11 protein-coding genes are annotated in these 19889 nt (G+C 50.1%); 6 read left to right on the forward strand and 5 right to left on the reverse strand.

Annotated elements, in window-relative coordinates; all coding sequences use genetic code 11:
• Positions 1–371 precede the first annotated feature (371 nt).
• The 6 genes from Mal48_RS10475 (at position 372) to Mal48_RS10500 (ending at position 12056) form a co-directional block, all read left to right on the forward strand.
• A complete protein-coding gene (locus Mal48_RS10475) occupies positions 372–3176 on the forward strand; it encodes a bifunctional acetate--CoA ligase family protein/GNAT family N-acetyltransferase (RefSeq protein ID WP_145198714.1) in 2805 nt (934 codons plus the stop codon).
• A gap of 46 nt (positions 3177–3222) precedes the next feature.
• Positions 3223–4164, forward strand: a complete 942-nt coding sequence (locus tag Mal48_RS10480; protein ID WP_231739982.1) for a histone deacetylase family protein — start codon at positions 3223–3225, stop codon at positions 4162–4164.
• 305 nt (positions 4165–4469) lie between these two features.
• Positions 4470–5810, forward strand: a complete 1341-nt coding sequence (locus tag Mal48_RS10485) for an amidohydrolase (protein WP_197442237.1) — start codon at positions 4470–4472, stop codon at positions 5808–5810.
• A 932-nt stretch (positions 5811–6742) separates the two neighbouring features.
• A complete protein-coding gene (locus Mal48_RS10490) occupies positions 6743–9130 on the forward strand; it encodes a DUF1592 domain-containing protein (RefSeq protein ID WP_197442238.1) in 2388 nt (795 codons plus the stop codon).
• Positions 9131–9291: 161 nt separating this feature from the next.
• Positions 9292–10584: a DUF1552 domain-containing protein gene (locus tag Mal48_RS10495; protein WP_145198716.1), complete on the forward strand. Its 1293-nt coding sequence runs from the start codon at positions 9292–9294 to the stop codon at positions 10582–10584.
• 203 nt (positions 10585–10787) lie between these two features.
• Positions 10788–12056, forward strand: a complete 1269-nt coding sequence (locus Mal48_RS10500; protein ID WP_145198718.1) for a hypothetical protein — start codon at positions 10788–10790, stop codon at positions 12054–12056.
• A gap of 132 nt (positions 12057–12188) precedes the next feature.
• Here the strand turns inward: Mal48_RS10500 and Mal48_RS10505 are convergent, their stop codons facing one another.
• From Mal48_RS10505 to Mal48_RS10525, 5 genes are all read right to left on the reverse strand, one after another.
• Positions 12189–13541, reverse strand: a complete 1353-nt coding sequence (locus tag Mal48_RS10505; RefSeq protein ID WP_145198720.1) for an enolase C-terminal domain-like protein — start codon at positions 13539–13541, stop codon at positions 12189–12191.
• Positions 13542–14691: 1150 nt separating this feature from the next.
• Entirely contained in the window at positions 14692–15438 is a 747-nt protein-coding gene (locus Mal48_RS10510; RefSeq protein WP_145198722.1) for an MIP/aquaporin family protein, read from the reverse strand.
• Positions 15439–15650: 212 nt separating this feature from the next.
• Positions 15651–15887 (reverse strand): hypothetical protein, encoded by a 237-nt coding sequence (locus Mal48_RS10515; RefSeq protein ID WP_145198724.1) that lies wholly within the window; start codon positions 15885–15887, stop codon positions 15651–15653.
• 272 nt (positions 15888–16159) lie between these two features.
• Positions 16160–17539 (reverse strand): DUF1501 domain-containing protein, encoded by a 1380-nt coding sequence (locus Mal48_RS10520; RefSeq protein ID WP_145198726.1) that lies wholly within the window; start codon positions 17537–17539, stop codon positions 16160–16162.
• A 283-nt stretch (positions 17540–17822) separates the two neighbouring features.
• On the reverse strand, positions 17823–19760 hold the full coding sequence (locus tag Mal48_RS10525; protein ID WP_145198728.1) for an ATP-dependent helicase: 1938 nt from the start codon (positions 19758–19760) through the stop codon (positions 17823–17825).
• Between the last annotated feature and the right edge of the window lie 129 nt (positions 19761–19889).

The raw sequence follows: 19889 nt of genomic DNA on the forward strand, positions 1-19889 counted from the left end.
TCTGCTCGACCATTCACAAGCATACCGGTCGAGTTGGCACAGACCATATCAGTGCCCACGATCGACTTCAGTATTGTTGTTCACTCTTTCTTCGCCTGGAACGCCCGTCACTTCTTATCAGTGATGCGCAAAACTGCCCCGCACAGGTGTGCCGCTCGCTTTTGGTTGAAGTATGCGCGGGGAATATTCCGCACACTCGATTCTGGCTGCCTGCTCAACTTTGTACTTTGTGAACTGGCAATCGTTGTGTGATAACGCACATACTCAACAGATTGAGAACTCCACAGGGCTCTCAACGTGGATGGAAGTAAAACTTCTCTTCCCGCAAATTTTGAAGCGACGTACTCACCAACCAGCTTTGGACTCACTTGATGCCTGTTCATTTTCTTGACAAGATTTTTTCTCCCAAACGAATTGCCGTCATCGGAGCGAGTGATAAACGATCGAAAGTTGGTTACAGCGTTTTGCAGAATTTGATTGGGACAGGCTACGATGGCGTTGTCTACCCAGTGAACAATAAACGCGAGTCAGTACAGGGAGTTCACGCCTACCCGAGCATCGCAGCGTTACCGCATGTCCCAGATCTCGTGATTGTCTGCACTCCAGCAGCTTCGGTGCTGGACCTTGTCCATCAATGTGGCCGTGCCGGTGTCGGAGGAATGATCATTCTGTCCGCAGGATTCAAAGAAGCGGGCGAGGCAGGCAGATCGCTGGAAGATCAAATTCGTGAAGCGAAGTCAGAATATAACCTCCGAATCATTGGACCAAACTGCCTTGGTGTCATCGCACCGCATCGAAAATTGAATGCCAGTTTTGCAGCTTCGATGCCTCGTCCCGGGAGTGTTGCATTGATTTCTCAATCCGGTGCGTTATGTACTGCGATTCTGGACTGGGCTGAAAAAGAAGGCATTGGATTCTCCCACTTTGTCTCCATCGGCAATATGGTCGATGTCGGCGTTGCTGATCTGATTGACTACTTTGCGAACGACCTTCATACGAAATCGATGATTCTCTATGTCGAGTCCATTACGGAAGCGAGGTCCTTCATGTCTGCCGCGCGAGCTTTCACTCGAACGAATCCCATCGTCGCATTTAAATCGGGACGATTTACTGAGTCTGCGAAAGCTGCCAGCTCTCATACCGGAGCCATGGCAGGCGCGGACGATGTCTATGATGCTGCTTTTAAACGAGCGGGAATCGAACGCGCTTTCGAGATTGACGAATTGTTCGACACCGCGGAACTGCTTGCACGTTACGCCCCTCCGCGAGGACCACGGTTGGCAATTGTGACGAACGCTGGAGGACCTGGCGTGATTGCTACCGATGCCCTGATCGCTCGCGGTGGTGTCCTCGCGAAACTTTCAGATGAAGTCATTCAGAAACTGGACTCCCATCTTCCGGCGTACTGGTCAAAGGAAAATCCCGTCGACATCCTCGGCGACGCCACAGCCGACCGATTCACTAAAACACTGCGCCCGATCCTGAGTGATCAACAAGTTGACGCGGTACTTGTCGTGCTGACTCCGCAGGCAATGACAGATCCGACTGCAATTGCGAGAGCTGTGGTCACAGTCGCTCAAGGCTCAATTAAGCCCGTGCTCGCAGTCTGGATGGGGGGAGCCATGATCGAAGAGGGAGAACGAATCCTCAATGCCGGCGGGGTTGCAACTTACCCCAGACCGGAGCACGCAGTCCGAGCGTTTATGCACTTGGCGGCCTATGGTCAAAATCGCAAGTTGCTGTACGAAACCCCGCAAGAGATGCCGATCATTTTTCCGGCTCGGTCTCATAATTTGAATCATTCGAAAAGCTCTTCGATCAGTCGACTCAGCGAGGACTGGAAACCTCCTCTCACCAACCTGATTTCGCGTTTCCTCCGTCGACGCTCGAAACAGGGACAACGGATCTTGTCGGAAGCTGACTCAAAGTCAATCTTGAAGCGGTATGGAATCCCGACGACACGAACTCTGATTGCGAGTTCACCAAGGCACGCTGTCCGACACGCCAACGAAGTCGGTTACCCAGTCGTGTTGAAAGTCTTTTCTCACGACATTACACACAAAACCGACGTGGGTGGTGTCATGCTGAATCTCCTTCATGATGACGACGTAAAACGAGGATATGCCGAAATTATTGCGAACGCGAAACGACTTGCACCAGAGGCAAAAGTCGCAGGTGTCACGGTTCAGCCAATGTTTAAACGGGGCCATGGAGTCGAGTTGATCCTCGGAACAAAGCAAGACCCCACTTTTGGATCTGTGATCATGATCGGAACCGGCGGAACAGCCGCAGAATGCTTTGGTGACCGTGTGCTCGAGCTGCCACCACTGAACGAAAGACTCACTTGGCGAATGCTGGAATCACTGAAGTCGTGGCCACTCCTGCAAGGTTATCGAGGTCGACCAGGCGTCGACATGAACCAGCTGATCCAAACAATCATTCGATTCTCATATCTCGTCGCAGAATCGCCTGAGATTAAAGAGTTCGATATCAATCCACTGGTAGCGACAGAAAACGGAATTATGGCGCTCGATGCACGAGCAGTCATTGACGATGATGCGGCAAGTCGCTCACTTCGCCAGTATAGTCATCTGGCAATCCGTCCGTATCCCGAGCAGTATATCCGTGATGCACAACTCAAGGATGGTCGATCGATTCAGCTTCGTCCAATCCGCCCAGAAGACGAACCGATGTGGCAGGCGATGGCTGCCGCCTGCTCGGATGAGTCCATTCATTCACGATTTCGATTACTCGTCCGAAATCCATCGCACAGCATCGCATCTCGATTTTGTTTTATCGACTACGACCGTGAAATGGCGATCGTCGCTGAAATCGAAGAGCACGGTGAGCGAAAGATTATTGGCATCGGTCGCTTAGTCACCGATTCGGACCACGAGAAGGCTGAATACGCCATTCTGGTGGCCGATCAATGGCAAAATCAGAAGCTCGGTTCACAACTCACTAACTACTGTGTTGAAATTGGACAATCCTGGGGATTGAAGCGAATCGTAGCAGAAACAGACTGGGACAACCGCAGAATGCTGATGACGTTAAAAAAAGCGGGGTTCGAGGTCACTGAACGATCAGAGGGCATTGTTTATCTGCAACGAACTTTACAGCCTGCGAAGAGTGCTGACAGCGAAGAAGGCGTCTCAGCAAGGCCTGTTGCCAAGTAGTCCGATCAGTATCTCGTCTCAATTCCTCTTTAAAAGTTGAGTTTCAGTGCCATCACTTCTTTACATGGATGACTGTTTCCTGAATCACGGAAGTGAGTCACATCCAGAATGCCCAGCGAGACTGCGACATCTTAGCGCACATCTTCAATCGACCGATCTCATCCAGCAATTCGAAAGACAGCAAATCATTCCTGCAACTGAGGAGCAACTCCAGCTTGCACATCATGGTGGTTACATTCACCAGTTGAAAAAATTTGCAGAGGCAGGAGGCGGATGGATCGAGAACGACACGTTCGTGAGTCAACAGTCATTTGAAACGGCGCGTGCTGCAGTGGGGACTGTTATTGAGGCGGTGGACGCCGTTATGAAAGGTGTTGGACGACAGGCGGTCTGCTTAGTGCGACCTCCTGGTCACCACGCGCTACCAACGATGGCGATGGGATTCTGCCTGTTCAATAACATCGCCATCGGAGCCATTCATGCGAGAGAGCATCACCTCCTGCATCGCATTCTCATCGTGGACTGGGACGTCCATCACGGAAACGGGACGCAACATCTTTTTTACCGTGACCATGATGTCTATTACCTCTCTGTTCACCGTTCGCCTCTCTTTCCCGGCACAGGTACTGCAAGTGAAACAGGAGAAGGCGATGGACTTGGAACGACCTTCAACCTGCCGCTTGAATTTGGAGTGAGTCGCAAGGAGTACTTCGAAAGGTTCAGCACACTGTTGGATCATGCAGCATCCCGCTGTCGTCCGGAACTGGTCTTGCTGAGTGCAGGGTTTGACGCCCACCACGCTGACCCAATCGGCTCGCTGGGACTGGAAACCGAAGACTATGCACCGCTCACAAAGATGGTGCAGGACGTCGCCAATGAGTACTGCGATGGCCGCTTGATCAGCGTCCTTGAAGGGGGGTACAATGTTCCTGTACTTGCCGACTGCGTCGAACTGCACTTAAGAACGCTCCTTGATCACACGCCCTGACGACCTGCCCCAACATTTCCCCTCTGTTGCCGTCCCCTCTTGCGGTTTCCCTTTCTGTTGCCGCATCCTGTCTCCAGTTTTGACAACATCCTGAAAGAAGAAGCAGGGTTTCGTTATTGAAACAGAACTCTTATCACCCGGATACAAATTATCAGGCATTCCACAAAGTTTGGAAGAGGAGGAGTGTTTGATGAATTGTGTTCACCGTTCACATTCTCTTATCCTTCTTCATACTTAACCGGTTCACGGAACATGAACATGAAAATGAACATGTCCTCCAAAGGCAGATCCATCAGGACTTGAAGATGATGACAAAGTCTACAACTTGGAAATCCGAAGTTTGCACAGCGATCGACCGGCGGAGGGAGGACATCATCAACATTGGCGAATCAATCATGGATACGCCAGAGTTAGGATTCAAGGAAACACAAACCGCCGAGCGAGTGAAACAAACTTTCGATCAAGTCGGCCTCTCATTCGAAGACGGTCTCGCGATCACGGGAGTCAAAGCTGTGCTGCGAGGGGCGAAAGAGGGGCCAACAATCGCTCTCATGGGAGAGTTAGACGCATTACAAGTCCCCGACCACCCACGAGCGGACCCGACTTCCGGTGCGGCTCACGCATGTGGGCATAATGCACAAATCGCAGGATTGATGGGGGCCGCTATGGCGCTCACAGAGACCGGGATTGCTGAACACCTTGCAGGAAATATCGTATTTTTCGCCGTCCCCGCAGAAGAGTATGTTGAGATCAACTACCGGGTCGGACTCGTCAAGGAAGGAAAAAACACCTTCCTGACCGGCAAGCAGGAGCTCATCAAACTTGGGCACTTTGATGATATCGACATGGCGGTCATGATCCATTCAACCAGCCCCGTGGTGAGCGAAGGCAGCATGGGAATTGCCCCTTCTTCGAACGGTTTTCTCGCCAAGAACATTCGCTTTCTGGGGAAGGCATCTCACGCTGGAATCTTTCCCGAACGTGGAGTAAACGCCCTTTGCGCAGCACAACTTGCCTTGAGCGCGATCAACGCGCAGCGAGAAACGTTTCGAGATCAGGATTGCGTCCGCGTACATCCCATCATCACAAAGGGTGGTGATCTCGTAAACATTATCCCGGCGGAAGTTTGCATGGAGACATATGTTCGCGCGAAGACGCCTGATGCAATTCTCGACGCTTCCCATAAAGTTGATCGCGCGTTGCGTGGCGCTGCAATGGCGATGGGCTGCAAGGTTGAAATCGAAACCGTTCCTGGAAACCTGCCGCTCCGTAACGACCCAGAACTCGCAGAGATCTTCCGCGACACGGCAGGAGCCGTTTTGGGCGAAGAGAACTATCGAGACTACCCTCACAGTGGCGGGTCAACCGATGCTGGTGACCTCAGTCAAATCATGCCAGTTTTACATCCAATGATGACCGGCGCCGCAGGAGCTCATCACCAGATTGACTGGTGCATCGCCGACCATGAACGTGGATACATCGCCCCTGCCAAAACGCTCGCCATGATGGCTGTTGACTTACTCAGCAACGATGCCGCTAAGGCAAAAGGAATCTTGGACAAAAGCAGCCCAGCCATGTCGAAGGCAGAATACCTGGAACGCCAGACATCTGTCTTCCGAACAGAACTGTATGACGGCACAAAGTGAGTCTCTCGATTTTGGATCAGAGGAATCCAACTCCTGCTCGCTCTGCCGGTGAAAAAGAGAATTCCTTCAGAAGAAACTCCGAGCATCACAAGTAACGCGTGGAAATCGAGAGCAAATCCTATCTTGTTTTTTTTCTGCCTCGTCGCGAGCAGTCTCTGAATTCATGAGAGCGAAGTTCTCTTCCACAGACACGACGAACTTTAAGAATGCATAAAAAGGAAAAGCCCGTTAGAAACAGATCTAACGGGCTCTCCTCACCGATGCGGGCTATCATGGTGAGAGCGACCTGCAGATCGCCACCCGTAGTTTCGGTCGAGAAACCGATGAAGGAGGAAGAGTTCTTCCTTAAAGCCCCGCTCAACAGTGGAATTCTTCTCAGGGGTGTTAAAAGACTGCATCCGGGCAAAAGTCAGTTTTCTCAAAATTGCAGCCAGGAATGGCGGCAATCCACGAAAACTATCAGGCGTATAACAACAACAGTGAAAAGGGGTTATCGCAATTGCGGTTGATCCGGTTTGAGAATTCAATCCATTCTGGGTAAAATAATGAATAACGGCACCTTCAAATTCATCTGATTAGTAAAGCAATGACACGAAGCTGTTGAGATGAGAGGAAAGATCTCATCGACCTGTAGAGCAAATGTAGTCGTGCCTGCTACGCTGACTCTGAATTTAGCCTCAATGTAATAAGTGTAATATCAACGACGATCTCCCTTCCCCGCCACGGAAGTGATCGAAGTCCCCCCACCACGAAATTTCTCTGTCTCGTAGATCCCATATTTACCGAGCCATATTCACAGAGACTGAGAAAGTCCCTCCGTTTGAACCTGCCCTGAGCTGTTTAACCACAATTAACCACGCCGATTCGATTTTTTTGGTAGAATCGACATCCTCACTTCCCTTGATAGTTTCATGTGTATGATGAATTCTTCAATGAAGATTTTATTGATGAGTGTCTGGTTTGTTTCCTGCCACTGTCATTCAGTCATCGCTGCAGATTCTCCCAAGCTTCCTGGCGAAATGGGAAAGTTTGTCGAGAACCATTGCGTCGCTTGCCATGAAGGGGAGGCGGCAGAGGCAGGGCTTGATCTCACGAAACTCAACGGCCAACTTGAGAATCAGGCAACACTCGATCGCTGGATTCGAATTTTCGATCGAGTTCATAACGGTGAGATGCCCCCCAAAGAGAGTCATGATATCACTGGGGCGGAACTGAAGACGTTTCTCAACCAATCGGGAAAGTGGCTCAACGATTTCCAGAAAGAACGTTGGAGCAAAATAGGACGCGTGCAAGGTCGACGATTGACGAACCTCCAGTTGGAACGGTCTCTGCATCAATTACTCGGCGTAGACATCCCGCTTGAAAGCCTGATGCCAGAGGAACAGCGAACAGCAGGATTCACAACGGTTGCGAATGGTCAGCCGATGTCGCATTTTCAACTCGAAGAACACCTGAAAGTTGTTGACGCCGCTCTCGATAACGCGTTTCAACGAGCGATCCTCAATGATCAATTATTCAAGAAGAAATTTGATGCAAAGGGCCTGGTCAGGAAAAATCCCAAACGACGGACACGTGAACCTGAACTCATCGACGACTTTGCAGTGACGTGGTCTTCACGTTTAATTTTCTATGGCCGAATCCCCGCGACAACAGCCCGAAAAGATGGCTGGTACCGATTCACGATTCGGGCCAAATCACTCAATACTCCGAAAGATCATGGGGTCTGGTGCACCGTCCGAACTGGAAAATGTGTGTCGAGCGCGCCTCTTCTGAATTGGGTAGGAGCCTTGGAAGCGACTGATCGAGTTCAGGAATGGACCTTTGAAACATGGCTTCCACGAGGCAGCATGCTCGAAGTCCGCCCCGGAGATGACACTCTCAAAATGGGAAGATTTCAGGGAGGACAAGTTGGCACTGGAGAAGGTGGACCGCAAAATCTTCCTGGGGTCGCCATGGAGAGCATCGTCATGGAAGAGATCCATTACGGATTAGACGATGAGGGGATCCGTGAGACTCTCTTCGGCGATCTGAAGGTCAAAGCGAAGGGGAAGGACTGGCAGCAAGCCCAGCTGCAGTCGACGAACCACAAAGCTGATGCAAAACGACTGATGCTTCGATTTGCTGAACGGGCATTTCGTCGCCCCATTAACAAAGAGGATGTCCAGCCTTTCATCGACTTGGTGTTCAACGAACTCGATGCAAAAACACCATTGCTCGCAGCACTCAGGACTGGCTATCGGGCACTCTTGTGCTCTCCAAGGTTTTTGTATTTTGAAGAGCCCCCCGGACAACTCGATGACTATGCCTTAGCATCCCGATTGAGTTACTTCCTGTGGAATGCTCCGCCAGATGAGGAACTTCTCAAGCTTGCAGAAAGCAAAATTCTGAGCTCACAAGATGAGATTCGTCGGCAGGTACGCCGCATGTTAAATGAGCCACAAGGAAAGACTTTCGTTAAAGACTTTGCAGCACAGTGGCTGGATCTCAGTGAAATCGATTTCACCACTCCCGATCGTCGTTTGTATCCGGGATTTGACGTCATCGTTCAGCAGTCAATGCTTGCTGAAACAGAAACGTACCTTGAGGAAATGATTCGCAAAAACCTGAGCGTCAGTCTGCTGATCGACTCGAAGTACACATACTTAAACGAGAGACTTGCTCGGTTTTATGGAATTAAAAACGTCTCAAGTGACCAGATGCAGCGAGTCTCACTCAAACCCGAAGATCACCGTGGTGGACTCCTGACACATGGATCAATTATGAAAGTCACCGCAAATGGAACGACAACGTCTCCAGTTCTTCGGGGGGTTTGGGTTTCCGAACGCCTGCTGGGTGTTGAAATTCCGCCTCCGCCTGCCGGAGTTGCGGCGATCGAACCGGACATCCGCGGAGCGAAAACGATTCGGGAGATGCTTGAAAAGCACAAATCCAACACTGCCTGTGCATCCTGTCACGTCAATATCGATCCTCCTGGATTTGCTCTGGAGAACTTCGATCCAGCTGGCCGATGGCGTGAAAGATACATCAAGATCAAGGGGCGGAAGAGAGTTCCCGGAACCCCGATTGATGCAAGCCACGAGTTACCAAGTGGAGAGAAATTTAAAGATATCAAACAGTTTCGCTCCATCGTTGCAGCGAAACCTGCAGAGTTAGCAGAAAACGTCGCGAAGAAACTGGTTAGTTACGGAACAGGGGCACCGGTCACATTCGCTGACCGGACTGAGATCGAAGAAGTTGTTACCCGAACAAGCAAAAACAACTATGGCCTTCGCTCAATCATAGAAGAAGTGGCTGCCAGCGAATTGTTCCGCACAAAGTAAGTTCGACGTAAGTTCAACTTGAGACCATTACACTTTAGAACTGATCCTGAAACTTGAAACTGCTCTCTCAAGCGTTGAGAAAAGCGACTATCCCAGAGGTTTTTGAACAGGCTCTCGTGAAATCATTCCTTCAGGTTTTATGAATCGAAAAGGTTAACAAAATGAGTCACCGTATTTATTTCAACAAAGGTCAACAACTTAATCGCCGTACTGTTTTGAAAGGTGCTGGCGTCGCATTGTCACTGCCTTGGCTTTCGGCAATGCAACGCGCATTTGCAACTTCCGCTGAGAACACTCCACCTAAACGGTTCGTCGCGATGACGCTGGGACTGGGGCTTCTTGGTGAGAATCTGAACCCGAAAGAATCCGGCAAAGACTACAAAACAAGTCTGTATCTGAAACAGGTTCAGGATCTCCGGGACAAATTTACTGTTGTCTCTGGTTCTTCACACCCTGATGTCTCTGGAGGCCACCGCGCGGAAGCGAGTATTCTTTCCGCGCAACCAATGGGATCAGGCGGACAGGCAAAGAATACTGTCTCACTCGATCAATTCATGGCGAAACATCTGGGGCATCACACCCGGTTTCCTTCACTCGTATTAGCTAGTCGAGGCACGAACAGTCCCTCATACACTGAAAACGGTTCGATGATTCCTGCACAGGACTCTCCTTCCAAACTCTTCAGCCAACTATTTATCGACGATTCTCCGGCAGAACAGCAACGACAGGCCCATCGGCTTCAAGAAGGTCGCAGCATCATGGACTTGGTCCGTGACGATTCGAAGCGGCTCGCGAAAAAGCTCGGCAAGGGTGATCAAAATCGACTCGATGAATATTTAACGAGTGTTCGTGATCTGGAAAACCGGATGGCAGCATCGGAAGAATGGGCGATGCGATCAAAGCCCAAAGTCGATTACCAAAAACCTGTCGACATTAAAAACCCCAACGATTTCGTCGGATATCAGCGTCTCATGACCGACATGGTCCGACTCGCGCTGCAAACGGATTCGACGCGATTCATCACGTACCACCTCGGTGGATCAGGAGGCGTTGTTCCACTCGAAGGAGTGAGAGAAGGATACCACGCGCTAAGCCACCATGGCCGTGACGAAGAGAAGCTTGAGCAACTCGCTCTCGTTGAGCAGGCGATCATTGGTGCTTGGGGAGACTTTATGCGTGACCTGAATTCCATTGAGGAGAATGGTCATAGCCTGCTTGATCAAACATCCGTCTTCATGACGAGCAACCTGGGTAACGGCTCGAACCACGATAATCGAAACATGCCCGTGTTGCTCGCAGGCGGAGGATTCAAGCATGGTCAACACTTGGCGTTTGACCAGAGAAACAACTACCCGCTACCAAACATGTACGTTAGCTTGCTACAGAATCTTGGAATAGAGACTGATCAGTGGAAGACAGCCACCGGAACCATGACAGGCCTTGAGATGGGGTAGTCATTTATCTCTGACAAAGTCACTTAACAAAATATGATTCATGAACCGACGAAGGCAGTTCGCGAATTGATACACGGAGACTGCCCAGTGGCGAGCAGCTTGTGAAGTCATGATAGTGACCTTGGGTTGCATCTATTTCCGAGCGACCTCAAAATTTCCGGTGTGAAACCATAATTTTTTGAAACCTCAGAGTAGGATCGACGATGTTTCATGTGAACCGACGAGGGTTCCTTCAACTTGGACTTGCAAGTGCGGCGCTGTCTGCCGCTGGGCGACCTGCTCTCACTGCCGATAAGCCATCTCAATACCCACCGACGCGGGTCATCACAAAAGGCCCGCGACATCACTGGTTTGGGTACTACGACAAACTACAATTCGACCCCAGCAGTCGGTTCGTCTTGGGAATGGAGGTCCCCTTCGAACATCGCTCACCAGAAGCGGACGATATCATTAAAATTGGTCTGATCGATCTTGAAGACAATGATCGTTGGACGGAACTTGATCAGTCGATCGCTTGGAACTGGCAACAGGGATGTATGCTCCAATGGATCCCTGGTGAAAAAAGTAAAATCCTCTGGAACGACCGAGACGGAGACCGTTTCGTTTGCCGAATTCTTGATGTCGAAACAGGAAATGGCCGAACGATTCCGCATCCGATCTACTCTGTCAGCCCCGATGGTAAAACCGCAGTCACGCCAGATTTCCGCCGAATCGCTGATGTTCGACCGGGCTATGGTTACACTGGATTGAAAGATCCTTTTACGGACGATTTGGCTCCTGAAGAAACTGGAATTTTCCGTGTCGATTTAGAGACCGGAGAATCCAAGCTGATCATCTCGCTTGCTGACATCGCTAAGATTGGTGAAATCCCCAAAGCACAGCCAGGCATCAAACACTATTTTAATCACTTATTATTTAGTCCGAATGGTGAACGATTTATTGCTCTTCATCGCTGGCGATACCCAAATGGCAGCCGGCTCACCCGCCTGATCACGGCAAAACCTGACGGATCAGATATCCGCGTGGTCATCCCGAACGGCTACGCCTCACACTTTATCTGGCGAGACCCTCAGCACATTCTCTCTCAGTCTAAGAACTATCTAGGCAATTCGAACTGGGGCGACTTCTTGTTCGAAGACAAAGACAATGGCATTCTTGAAGAGATCGGACACGGAGTTCTCGATGGTGGGGGACACCTGAGTTATCTGCCGGGGAATGAGTGGATCTTAAATGACACATACCCCAAAGGGGCCGAGCGAATGCAAATTCCGCATCTTTATCATGTCGAGTCGGGCAAGAGGATCGACATCGGAAAATTCCACCTGCCCAAAGAATACACGGGAGAATGGCGAGTGGATACTCACCCCCGCTTTAGTCCCAATAGCCAATACGTTTGCATCGATTCGCCTTATCAAAACCAAGGCCGGCAGCTTCATCTGATCGATATCAGTGAAGTGATTCATTCAAGCTAGAGCATCTTTCGAATTAGTCTTCAGGCTCCGCCTCGTGGAGAACAGCATTTTCATCAGAGAAACGTGTTCTTCACGAGAATCTGGCAGAACTAACTGCTCTAAACAAAATAGGTACACCAACGTAAAAGCGACCTAGAAGCCCAAGCCAGGACCGGTCAGAACGCTTGTTCCTACCGAACCATCGGTAATATCGAACATTGATGGGAACTGATGTGCCCAGACTTTATTAGCGTTCGGACAATACTGTCGACCGTTTCCTTCGATTGCCGTCACACCTGGAACGCGAGCTGCCAAGCTGGCTGAATGGAGAAACGCAAATCCCAGACAGGTTAAGTCCTGCACACACAAGAACATGTCAAACTTCTGAGCAGCAGCGGCAGCAAACAGAGCCTCGGTGTGCCCTTTGCAAGCTTTCAGAGCGACTCCGCTATACCCTTGTTCTCGAGCTAACAGAAGTGCTTCGTAATCGACGAGAGATTCATCAATCACAACCGGTTTTAGCTTTGCCGCTTCGTGCATTTTGTTGTCAGGATGTGACTTCAAATCACGATGCGTTGGTTGTTCAATATATTGAATGCGGTCGTATGCGGCTGGAGATTGCTCCTGGATCCGCTTCAAGAACTCAAGAACGTACTCAACGTTCTCACATTTCTCATTGAAGTCCGTTGAGTAGAACCACTCGCTACAACCGCGCGATGCCTGGGCCTCTCCACTGACTTTGTCGATATCCAAAACTCGTTGAACATCCCAGTCGATGTCATCGCCGTTGAGTTTGATTTTCAGGTGAGTTAATCCGTCCGCTGCAATCCATTCAGAAAGAGTCTCAGGAAACTTGTCATCAATTCGAGTTGTGACATCTGCATCCGTCAGAGGATCGATCGCACCGACCAGATGGTACAGCGGCAAACGCTCTTTAGGTGTTCTCAGTGTGTACTGATCCAGGTATTCACCTGCAAACTGGTCATCGAGATATTCCGAAAGATCATGATTCATGAATTCCGATGACAATGCGTTATAGGAATTCACGCCGTTTGCTTTGCCGAATGCGTCGTGTAATGCGGCATCAAGTGGGCTGGCAGCAACGAGCTGTGCAAGCTCTGGAAGAGGTTCGGGAAGACCAAGAAGTTTCGAAACAACCTTTGCCTGGTGAGGGTATTCCGCAGCAACGTGAAAGATGATATCGATCGGATGACCAAATTCGTCGAGAATGTCTGTGAGCCGAACAACTCGCGAGGCGTATTCCTCCATGGCTTTTTCAGCCTGATCAGGAGTGACCTCTTGAGAAGGCCATGCCCAGACGTTGCCAACCGGCATGCTACCTAAGCCGATCGCGTGCTTTCCACCTCGAGTCTCAACCGTAACCTGAACGTTAATGACTCGATGCTTGTCCATGACTCTCCCGCCGAATTTCAGGGGAGTACGAAATGGGTGTTCGTCAAAGCTGATTGCAGCGTCGACTACCCGTACGTCGGTCGATTTGCTCATGTCTCTTTTTTTAGATGTTGTGAGATTGTGGGAAGCGATTTCTTTAAAATTACGATGACATAAAATACTTACCGACAGAATCTTCTGATTATCGATGAGCTTGCCGCTCTCATGTCGAGAAGATTCGAAACGTGAACAAACTTCAAAACTGTCAGTGATCCTCCGGGGATTACAAATATGGAGATCACTTTTCCGTTTTTTTGAGAGACGATGAGTCTAATAGTCTCCCGACTACATTCGCAGATTCAGTGCAAGTTGCTGACACTGCAATTGAATCACGTTGTTTGATTCCGGTCCTCGCCAAACAAGATGCGAAAGAAACTCTCTCCAGTTTTCCAATGACTCATGAAGAGATGTCTATGACAACCTACCAACTCACTCTTAATCAAACCGTCCAGTTTTCAAAAGAAGTGCCATGCAGATTCAAGGCAGTTGTCCACCAAAAATCACTACCAAATTGCCAAGAACACCCGCGAAACAACGCACAGAACACTCAACAATCTGCGCACATCACCACGCCAGACAATCCTGAACAATCAGGATTCCCTGTCAAGTAGCGATGAGCAAGATGCCTATACGGACTTTATTTCCTCCGAAGAGGAGACCAGCCACCAGAGTGACTTCTCGCTCAGCAGTCGAAATTTACTTTCTGTGTCGAATTTTTGCACGCATACGGCGTTTTTTTCGACCTAGCTTCCGGCGACCTTTGCCTGATTTCTTAACACCCATTCGATTCATTCCTCCAATGACAATACTGATTCACTTGAACTGGAAAATTTCCAGCGATGACATTCCGCAGGCAAACAGGCCTGAGGATTACTTTGAACACATGACTATTCGAGTCTACAAGAGACTTGAAACGCTCATATGCTCGTTTCCCTCACACTAGGCGAGGGTTACCCATTTTAGACACAAATCCCAGAACCTACAAGGTTTAACAAGAATTGTCTGTCGACTTAGAAGCTCAACCTCGCTTCAAACAGTGACATTTACAATAATCTCGGCAGAGCCAAGTCACAGTGATCACTGATTATTCGGACATGATCACGATTGGTCTGCAGTAATCTCGCTGCATCCTGGTTTGTCGTTTTCCTCCCCCGATGACTCACCGAGGGCGATATCGACACTGAAAACCAATTTGAAAGATGCTCTAAGCGATCGCCAAATAGACTGCAGCTGCAAGTGCTCCACCCACGAGCGGACCGACAACGGGAACCCAGGAGTAATTCCAATCGCTGTCCCGTTTCCCTTGAATGGGTAGCAATGCGTGAACCAGTCTCGGCCCAAGATCGCGAGCTGGATTGATGGCGTAACCTGTGGTCCCACCTAATGACAGCCCGATCCCGAAGACAAGCATCCCAACGGGCAACAGTCCTAACGCTCCTAACCCTAAACGAGGATCGGTCTCTGCTGGTGCGTCTCCATGAATCAGGCTGGGGACCGCCATCAGAAAAATGGGAAGTATAAGTGCGAACGTTCCGACAACTTCACAGAAGAACGCCTGAGGCAAATTGCGAATAGCGGGAGAGGTGCAGAAACAGGCGAGCTTCGCGTCGGCATCTTCAGTCACATTGAAATGCTCGTGATAAAAACAATAAACCAACGCGGCCCCCAGGATGGCTCCCAGAAACTGCGCAATGATGTATCCGACAGCTTCTCCAATTGCGAGCTTTCCGGCGACGGCCATTGCCACAGTGACAGCTGGATTGAGATGTGCCCCACTGAAATCCGCGGCACAAAACGCCCCAATAAAAACTGCGACACCCCAGCCAGCACTGATGACAATCCACCCCGAATCGTTTCCTTTTGTTCTCGCTAACACAACATTGGCGACAACACCGTTCCCGAAGAGGATCAGAAGTGCAGTCCCGATGACCTCAGCTGTCAATGCATTCATTCTCGCCTCACTTTCTCAACAGATTTCAAATCCAAGGAATTGGCATTCTGACACGAAGAAAGAAAACATGCGAGCAAGCACGAAAGAGATTTTTGATGCGACAGACTGGCCTTGAATCCCTTGGGAGTGAAAACGCGACCAGAGAGGTTCTTCCGTCTGGACAAGCAACATTCTCCCGCAGGAACTCAGAGGTCTTTTCCAGACTTTCAAAATCAAGATACTTGACTTGATCTGGAGCGGGTTGCCGTTTGATAAAGAGCCACGCCGACCACGGCATTTGGAACCCCGACGAGCAACAGGCTGACGACATCTGCAGGCGTAGTGAGCATCGCGACCAGAAAAAAAAACGGGATGATCGCAATCCATCTCGGCCCTCTCATAAGCCAGACCGGAATCGAAATAGCGAAACAGATAATGACAAAGAGCAACTCAATCGCACCGACAGACATCTCGCACCTCAATCAATTGATTGCTTGATGAGCCAACGAATCCTGCAAGTACATCACTTACCTGAAACGGTGGACACCAGAGAAGAGGAGTCCTGTGAGTCTCTCAGAATTTGCATTGCAGAGACTGCTCACAGACAATGTCCACCCGGTCGGCCCGATTGCATCAGGCGCATTGAGCGATGAATTCAGCCTAAGCTGTGAAATGAGCAGCGTCAAGACTGAAGCAAAGCCACTCTTTTTACGGCCTGGTCAACATGGGATGAATTTCAGCGTCAGACCAATTCTGGAATTGGCTGACCACCTTCGGTGATAATTGGAATGGGTCGTCCCTGATGATCAATCCAGTGAGCCCCCAGATCAATCCCAAGGTGTTGAAATGTTGTGGCTGCCAAGTCTTGCGGTCGGACGGGACTCGTTAAGACCGATCCACCGCGGCGGTCTGTGGAGCCTATTGTCTGACCATGCTGCAAGCCACCGCCTGCCATGACCATCGACATCACGCTCGTCCAGTGATCACGACCCGCTTCTTTATTGATGACTGGTGAGCGACCGAATTCTCCCATCATCATGACGAGAGTGTCATCAAGTAATCCACGTTGTTCCAAGTCCGTCACCAAAGCATAGAGCGCTCGATCAACACGTGGGATGAGTGGTTTCAGTCCCTTCTCGATTCCGCCCCAGCGAACGTTGTCCCCATGGTGATCAAAGTACCCCCACGCTCCACTGACGAGTACAAAAGTCACTCCCGATTCAACAAGCCGGCGGGCCTGTAACGCTTTCTGACCAACACTTTCCCGACCGTAGAGGTCTTTGGTTTCATCGCTCTCTTTCGATAAATCGAATGCGGCTTCGACTTTTCCCGAGAGCATCATTTCGTATGCGGACTGAGTATGTTGATCGAACTGGTCCATGACTCCATCGCGATCAAGGCCTGATCGCATCTTGTTGAAATGCTGCCGCAACTGGGCCCGTTCCGTAAGGCGTGAGGCCTCAAAACCAGCGGGCATTTTGAATTTGCCAGCGAGTTCCAAACCTTTCACGGGAGAGAATTCACGCCCCATGTTTCCCGCTTCCCAGACATCGGCTGCCCAGGAATTAGCAAGCCCGACAAACGCAGGCATATCGGGGTCATTCGCCCCTTTGAATTTTGCGGTGATCGATCCCATCGACGGGTATCCGGCCCCATCTTTTCCATCATTCGTTCTTCGTGCCAGTGGATTTCCGGCTTGCATCGTAATTGGCGTGTGGTTACTCGCGGAGCAATCGACGGAACGAATGACTGACAACTTGTCGGCAATCGATGCTTGCAACGGTAGATGTTCCGTGAAGGAGACTCCGGGGATCTTGGTAGAGATATCTGGGAACGGGCTGCGAATTTCCGGAGGAGCAAGTGGTTTGGGGTCCCACATGTCGATCTGACTGGGGCCACCAGAAAGCCAGAACAGGATGACAGCTTTCCGGTCGCGATCGGGTTTCTCGATCTGTGATTCCGCTTGAAGCTTCTTGATGGATGCCAATGAGAGCCCACCAAATCCTGCTAATCCCGTTTGCAGAAACCATCGTCGCGACCGGACCTTAAGTAGATCGTTTGCTGCAGGGGCAAAGGGAGAGATCTCAGAATGTTTCCGGTGATGTGAACTGTGGGAACTCATGGCGTTACCCTTTAGGTACTAAGACCACTGCGAGTTTTATGACGTGTGAGGAATTGGGAACTGGTACGTCGGTGGGAATCTAATGTGGGATTCAATCAAATCAGAGTCGACCTGAGTCACTGCACAATTCACTGAAACATTGCGATTCCTTCAACATCAAGAAGTCGCTGCACAGTTGAAAGTGTGCGAAAGTGACCGGATCTTTTTGACACCTGCGAAAGCATCAACAAACTCCATTGAAAGTCTACTTCATGAAACTCTCGGCATCCAGAGTAGATTCACATCAATCTTTCTCGCGGCGCATTTCGAAAAGAAAGCGTGAGGGCGGTGAAGGTTTGACCTTCCCCCATTTTCGCCGTGTGGCAGCTCTGGAAAGTGTCAGAGAGTTCTGAGCGCGAGTGACGCCGACGTATGCCAGCCGCCTCTCTTCCGCAATTTCAGCTTCTGTTCCGTCGATCGTCCGTTTGTGCGGAAGCAAGCCTTCCTCCATGCCGACAAGATAGACCCTTGGAAATTCAAGACCTTTTGCGCTGTGCAAAGTCATCAACTTGACCGCATCGGCGTTTGCTTTGGCTTCCTTGTCCGGCTCTTCGTCTCTCCGCTCGAGTGCGATGCTGTCGAGATAGTCCCCCAGCGACGGCTTCGCAGTTCGATCAACATACTCAGCGAGCGAGTTAATATAATCTTCCAGGACCGCTTTCCGCGTCGCCTGTTGGAGTTCGTCTTTGTATTGTTTTTCGATTTCGTTTTCGTACCTGATCTCTTTAACAAGCTGATGCGTCAGCGTATCAAGTTGATCGGGATTGTTATGATACTGTGCACGCCAGCGTTGAAACTGGGAGTGCAGATGAAGAACAGCGTCAGCTGTCTTTTGAGTCAGTTCACCTTCGTTGAGAGAGTCGGGAACGACATCCCAGATTTTCTTTCCGGTCCGGACCGCACGTTTCAACAACTTTTCAACTGAGCCAATCCCAATTCCGCGCGTTGGCGTATTGATGATTCGCAACAGTGCCTGCTCATCGTCATCGCGAGCGATGACTTTCATGTAACAGAGCAGATCTCGAATCTCTTTGCGATCATAAAACGATTGGCTTCCCATCAGCACGTAAGGAATTTGTCGGCGTCGAAGCTCGGATTCAAAAATCCGTGGTTGTTCGTTGGTACGAAACAAGATCGCAAAATCCTTGAGAGGAATTCGACGCGACTCATTCAGGTGCTTGATCTCGTGAACGACCCGTTCCGCTTCGGTTTGCTCATCAGGCAGTTCCAGAAACCGAACATCCTCATGCGATTTCTTATTCGTCCGCAGCACTTTTTGATGCCGTTCTCGATTATGCTTGACCAGCCGGTTCGCCAGATCAAGGATACTGTCCGTACAACGATAGTTTTCTTCGAGGCGGATCACCTTCGTTCCCGGAAACTGTTGCGCAAACCCCAGAATGTGTTTCAATTCTGCTCCGCGCCATCCGTAAATCGATTGATCATCGTCACCCACCACACAGAGATTTTGATGCTCACGAACTAAGGCATCAATAATACGAAACTGAATTCCGTTTGTGTCTTGATATTCATCAATCTGAACATGGGAAAATCGCTGTTGATGCTTCGCCAGAACTTCCGGGTAGTTCAGGAACAATCGTTCGGTAAGCAACAACAAGTCGTCGAAGTCGACTGTTCCCGTCGCTTTCAAATTTTGTTGATACCGTCGATACGCCAATCCACCAAGGTATTCCTTGTCATCAAGCGCGGCTTCAGTGGCTCGGTCGGGAGCGATTCCGATCGACTTCCACTTACTGATAAGTGACAGCAAATCGCCCGGCCGTAGAGACTTCTCCGTCACACGGATATCGCGCAATACGCGCCGTGCCATCGATTCTTGATCACCGCGATCCATAATCGAAAACTTCTCGGGATATCCCAAAACAGAAATATCGGAACGCAAGACTCCGACACAAAGCGAGTGAAACGTTGAGATCCATGGTTTCACTTTCAGATTCGAACCAATCAAAGACTTGGTTCGCTCAAGCATTTCCTTAGCTGCTTTGTTCGTAAACGTCACAGAAAGAATGCGATCCGCAGGAACGCCGGTGCGAAGGAGCTCACCAATCCGGTAAGTAATCACTCGCGTCTTCCCGGTCCCGGCTCCTGCCAGCACAAGAACAGGCCCATTCACTGTTTTTACGGCTTCCCGCTGCGCAGGGTTTAAGTGTGACAGATCCATCGATCAACTGTTATCCATAAGAGCATTACCAAGGCTCGTCATCCCCTGAAAATCAATATCATGACTTCAAAGACTGCTCGCCACGAGGCGGAGCGTAAAGACCAGTGTTGGATTTGCTCAAGCTCATTT

This window comes from Thalassoglobus polymorphus, from assembly GCF_007744255.1.
GTDB classification, from domain to species: domain Bacteria; phylum Planctomycetota; class Planctomycetia; order Planctomycetales; family Planctomycetaceae; genus Thalassoglobus; species Thalassoglobus polymorphus.

Coding starts and splice junctions, on each gene's coding strand:
- Mal48_RS10475 (WP_145198714.1), top strand. CDS start 372: ATGCCTGTTCATTTTCTTGACAAGATTTTTTCTCCCAAACGAATTGCC.
- Mal48_RS10485 (WP_197442237.1), top strand. CDS start 4,470: ATGATGACAAAGTCTACAACTTGGAAATCCGAAGTTTGCACAGCGATC.
- Mal48_RS10490 (WP_197442238.1), top strand. CDS start 6,743: ATGAAGATTTTATTGATGAGTGTCTGGTTTGTTTCCTGCCACTGTCAT.
- Mal48_RS10495 (WP_145198716.1), top strand. CDS start 9,292: ATGAGTCACCGTATTTATTTCAACAAAGGTCAACAACTTAATCGCCGT.
- Mal48_RS10500 (WP_145198718.1), top strand. CDS start 10,788: ATGTTTCATGTGAACCGACGAGGGTTCCTTCAACTTGGACTTGCAAGT.
- Mal48_RS10505 (WP_145198720.1), bottom strand. CDS start 13,541: ATGAGCAAATCGACCGACGTACGGGTAGTCGACGCTGCAATCAGCTTT.
- Mal48_RS10510 (WP_145198722.1), bottom strand. CDS start 15,438: ATGAATGCATTGACAGCTGAGGTCATCGGGACTGCACTTCTGATCCTC.
- Mal48_RS10515 (WP_145198724.1), bottom strand. CDS start 15,887: ATGTCTGTCGGTGCGATTGAGTTGCTCTTTGTCATTATCTGTTTCGCT.
- Mal48_RS10520 (WP_145198726.1), bottom strand. CDS start 17,539: ATGAGTTCCCACAGTTCACATCACCGGAAACATTCTGAGATCTCTCCC.
- Mal48_RS10525 (WP_145198728.1), bottom strand. CDS start 19,760: ATGGATCTGTCACACTTAAACCCTGCGCAGCGGGAAGCCGTAAAAACA.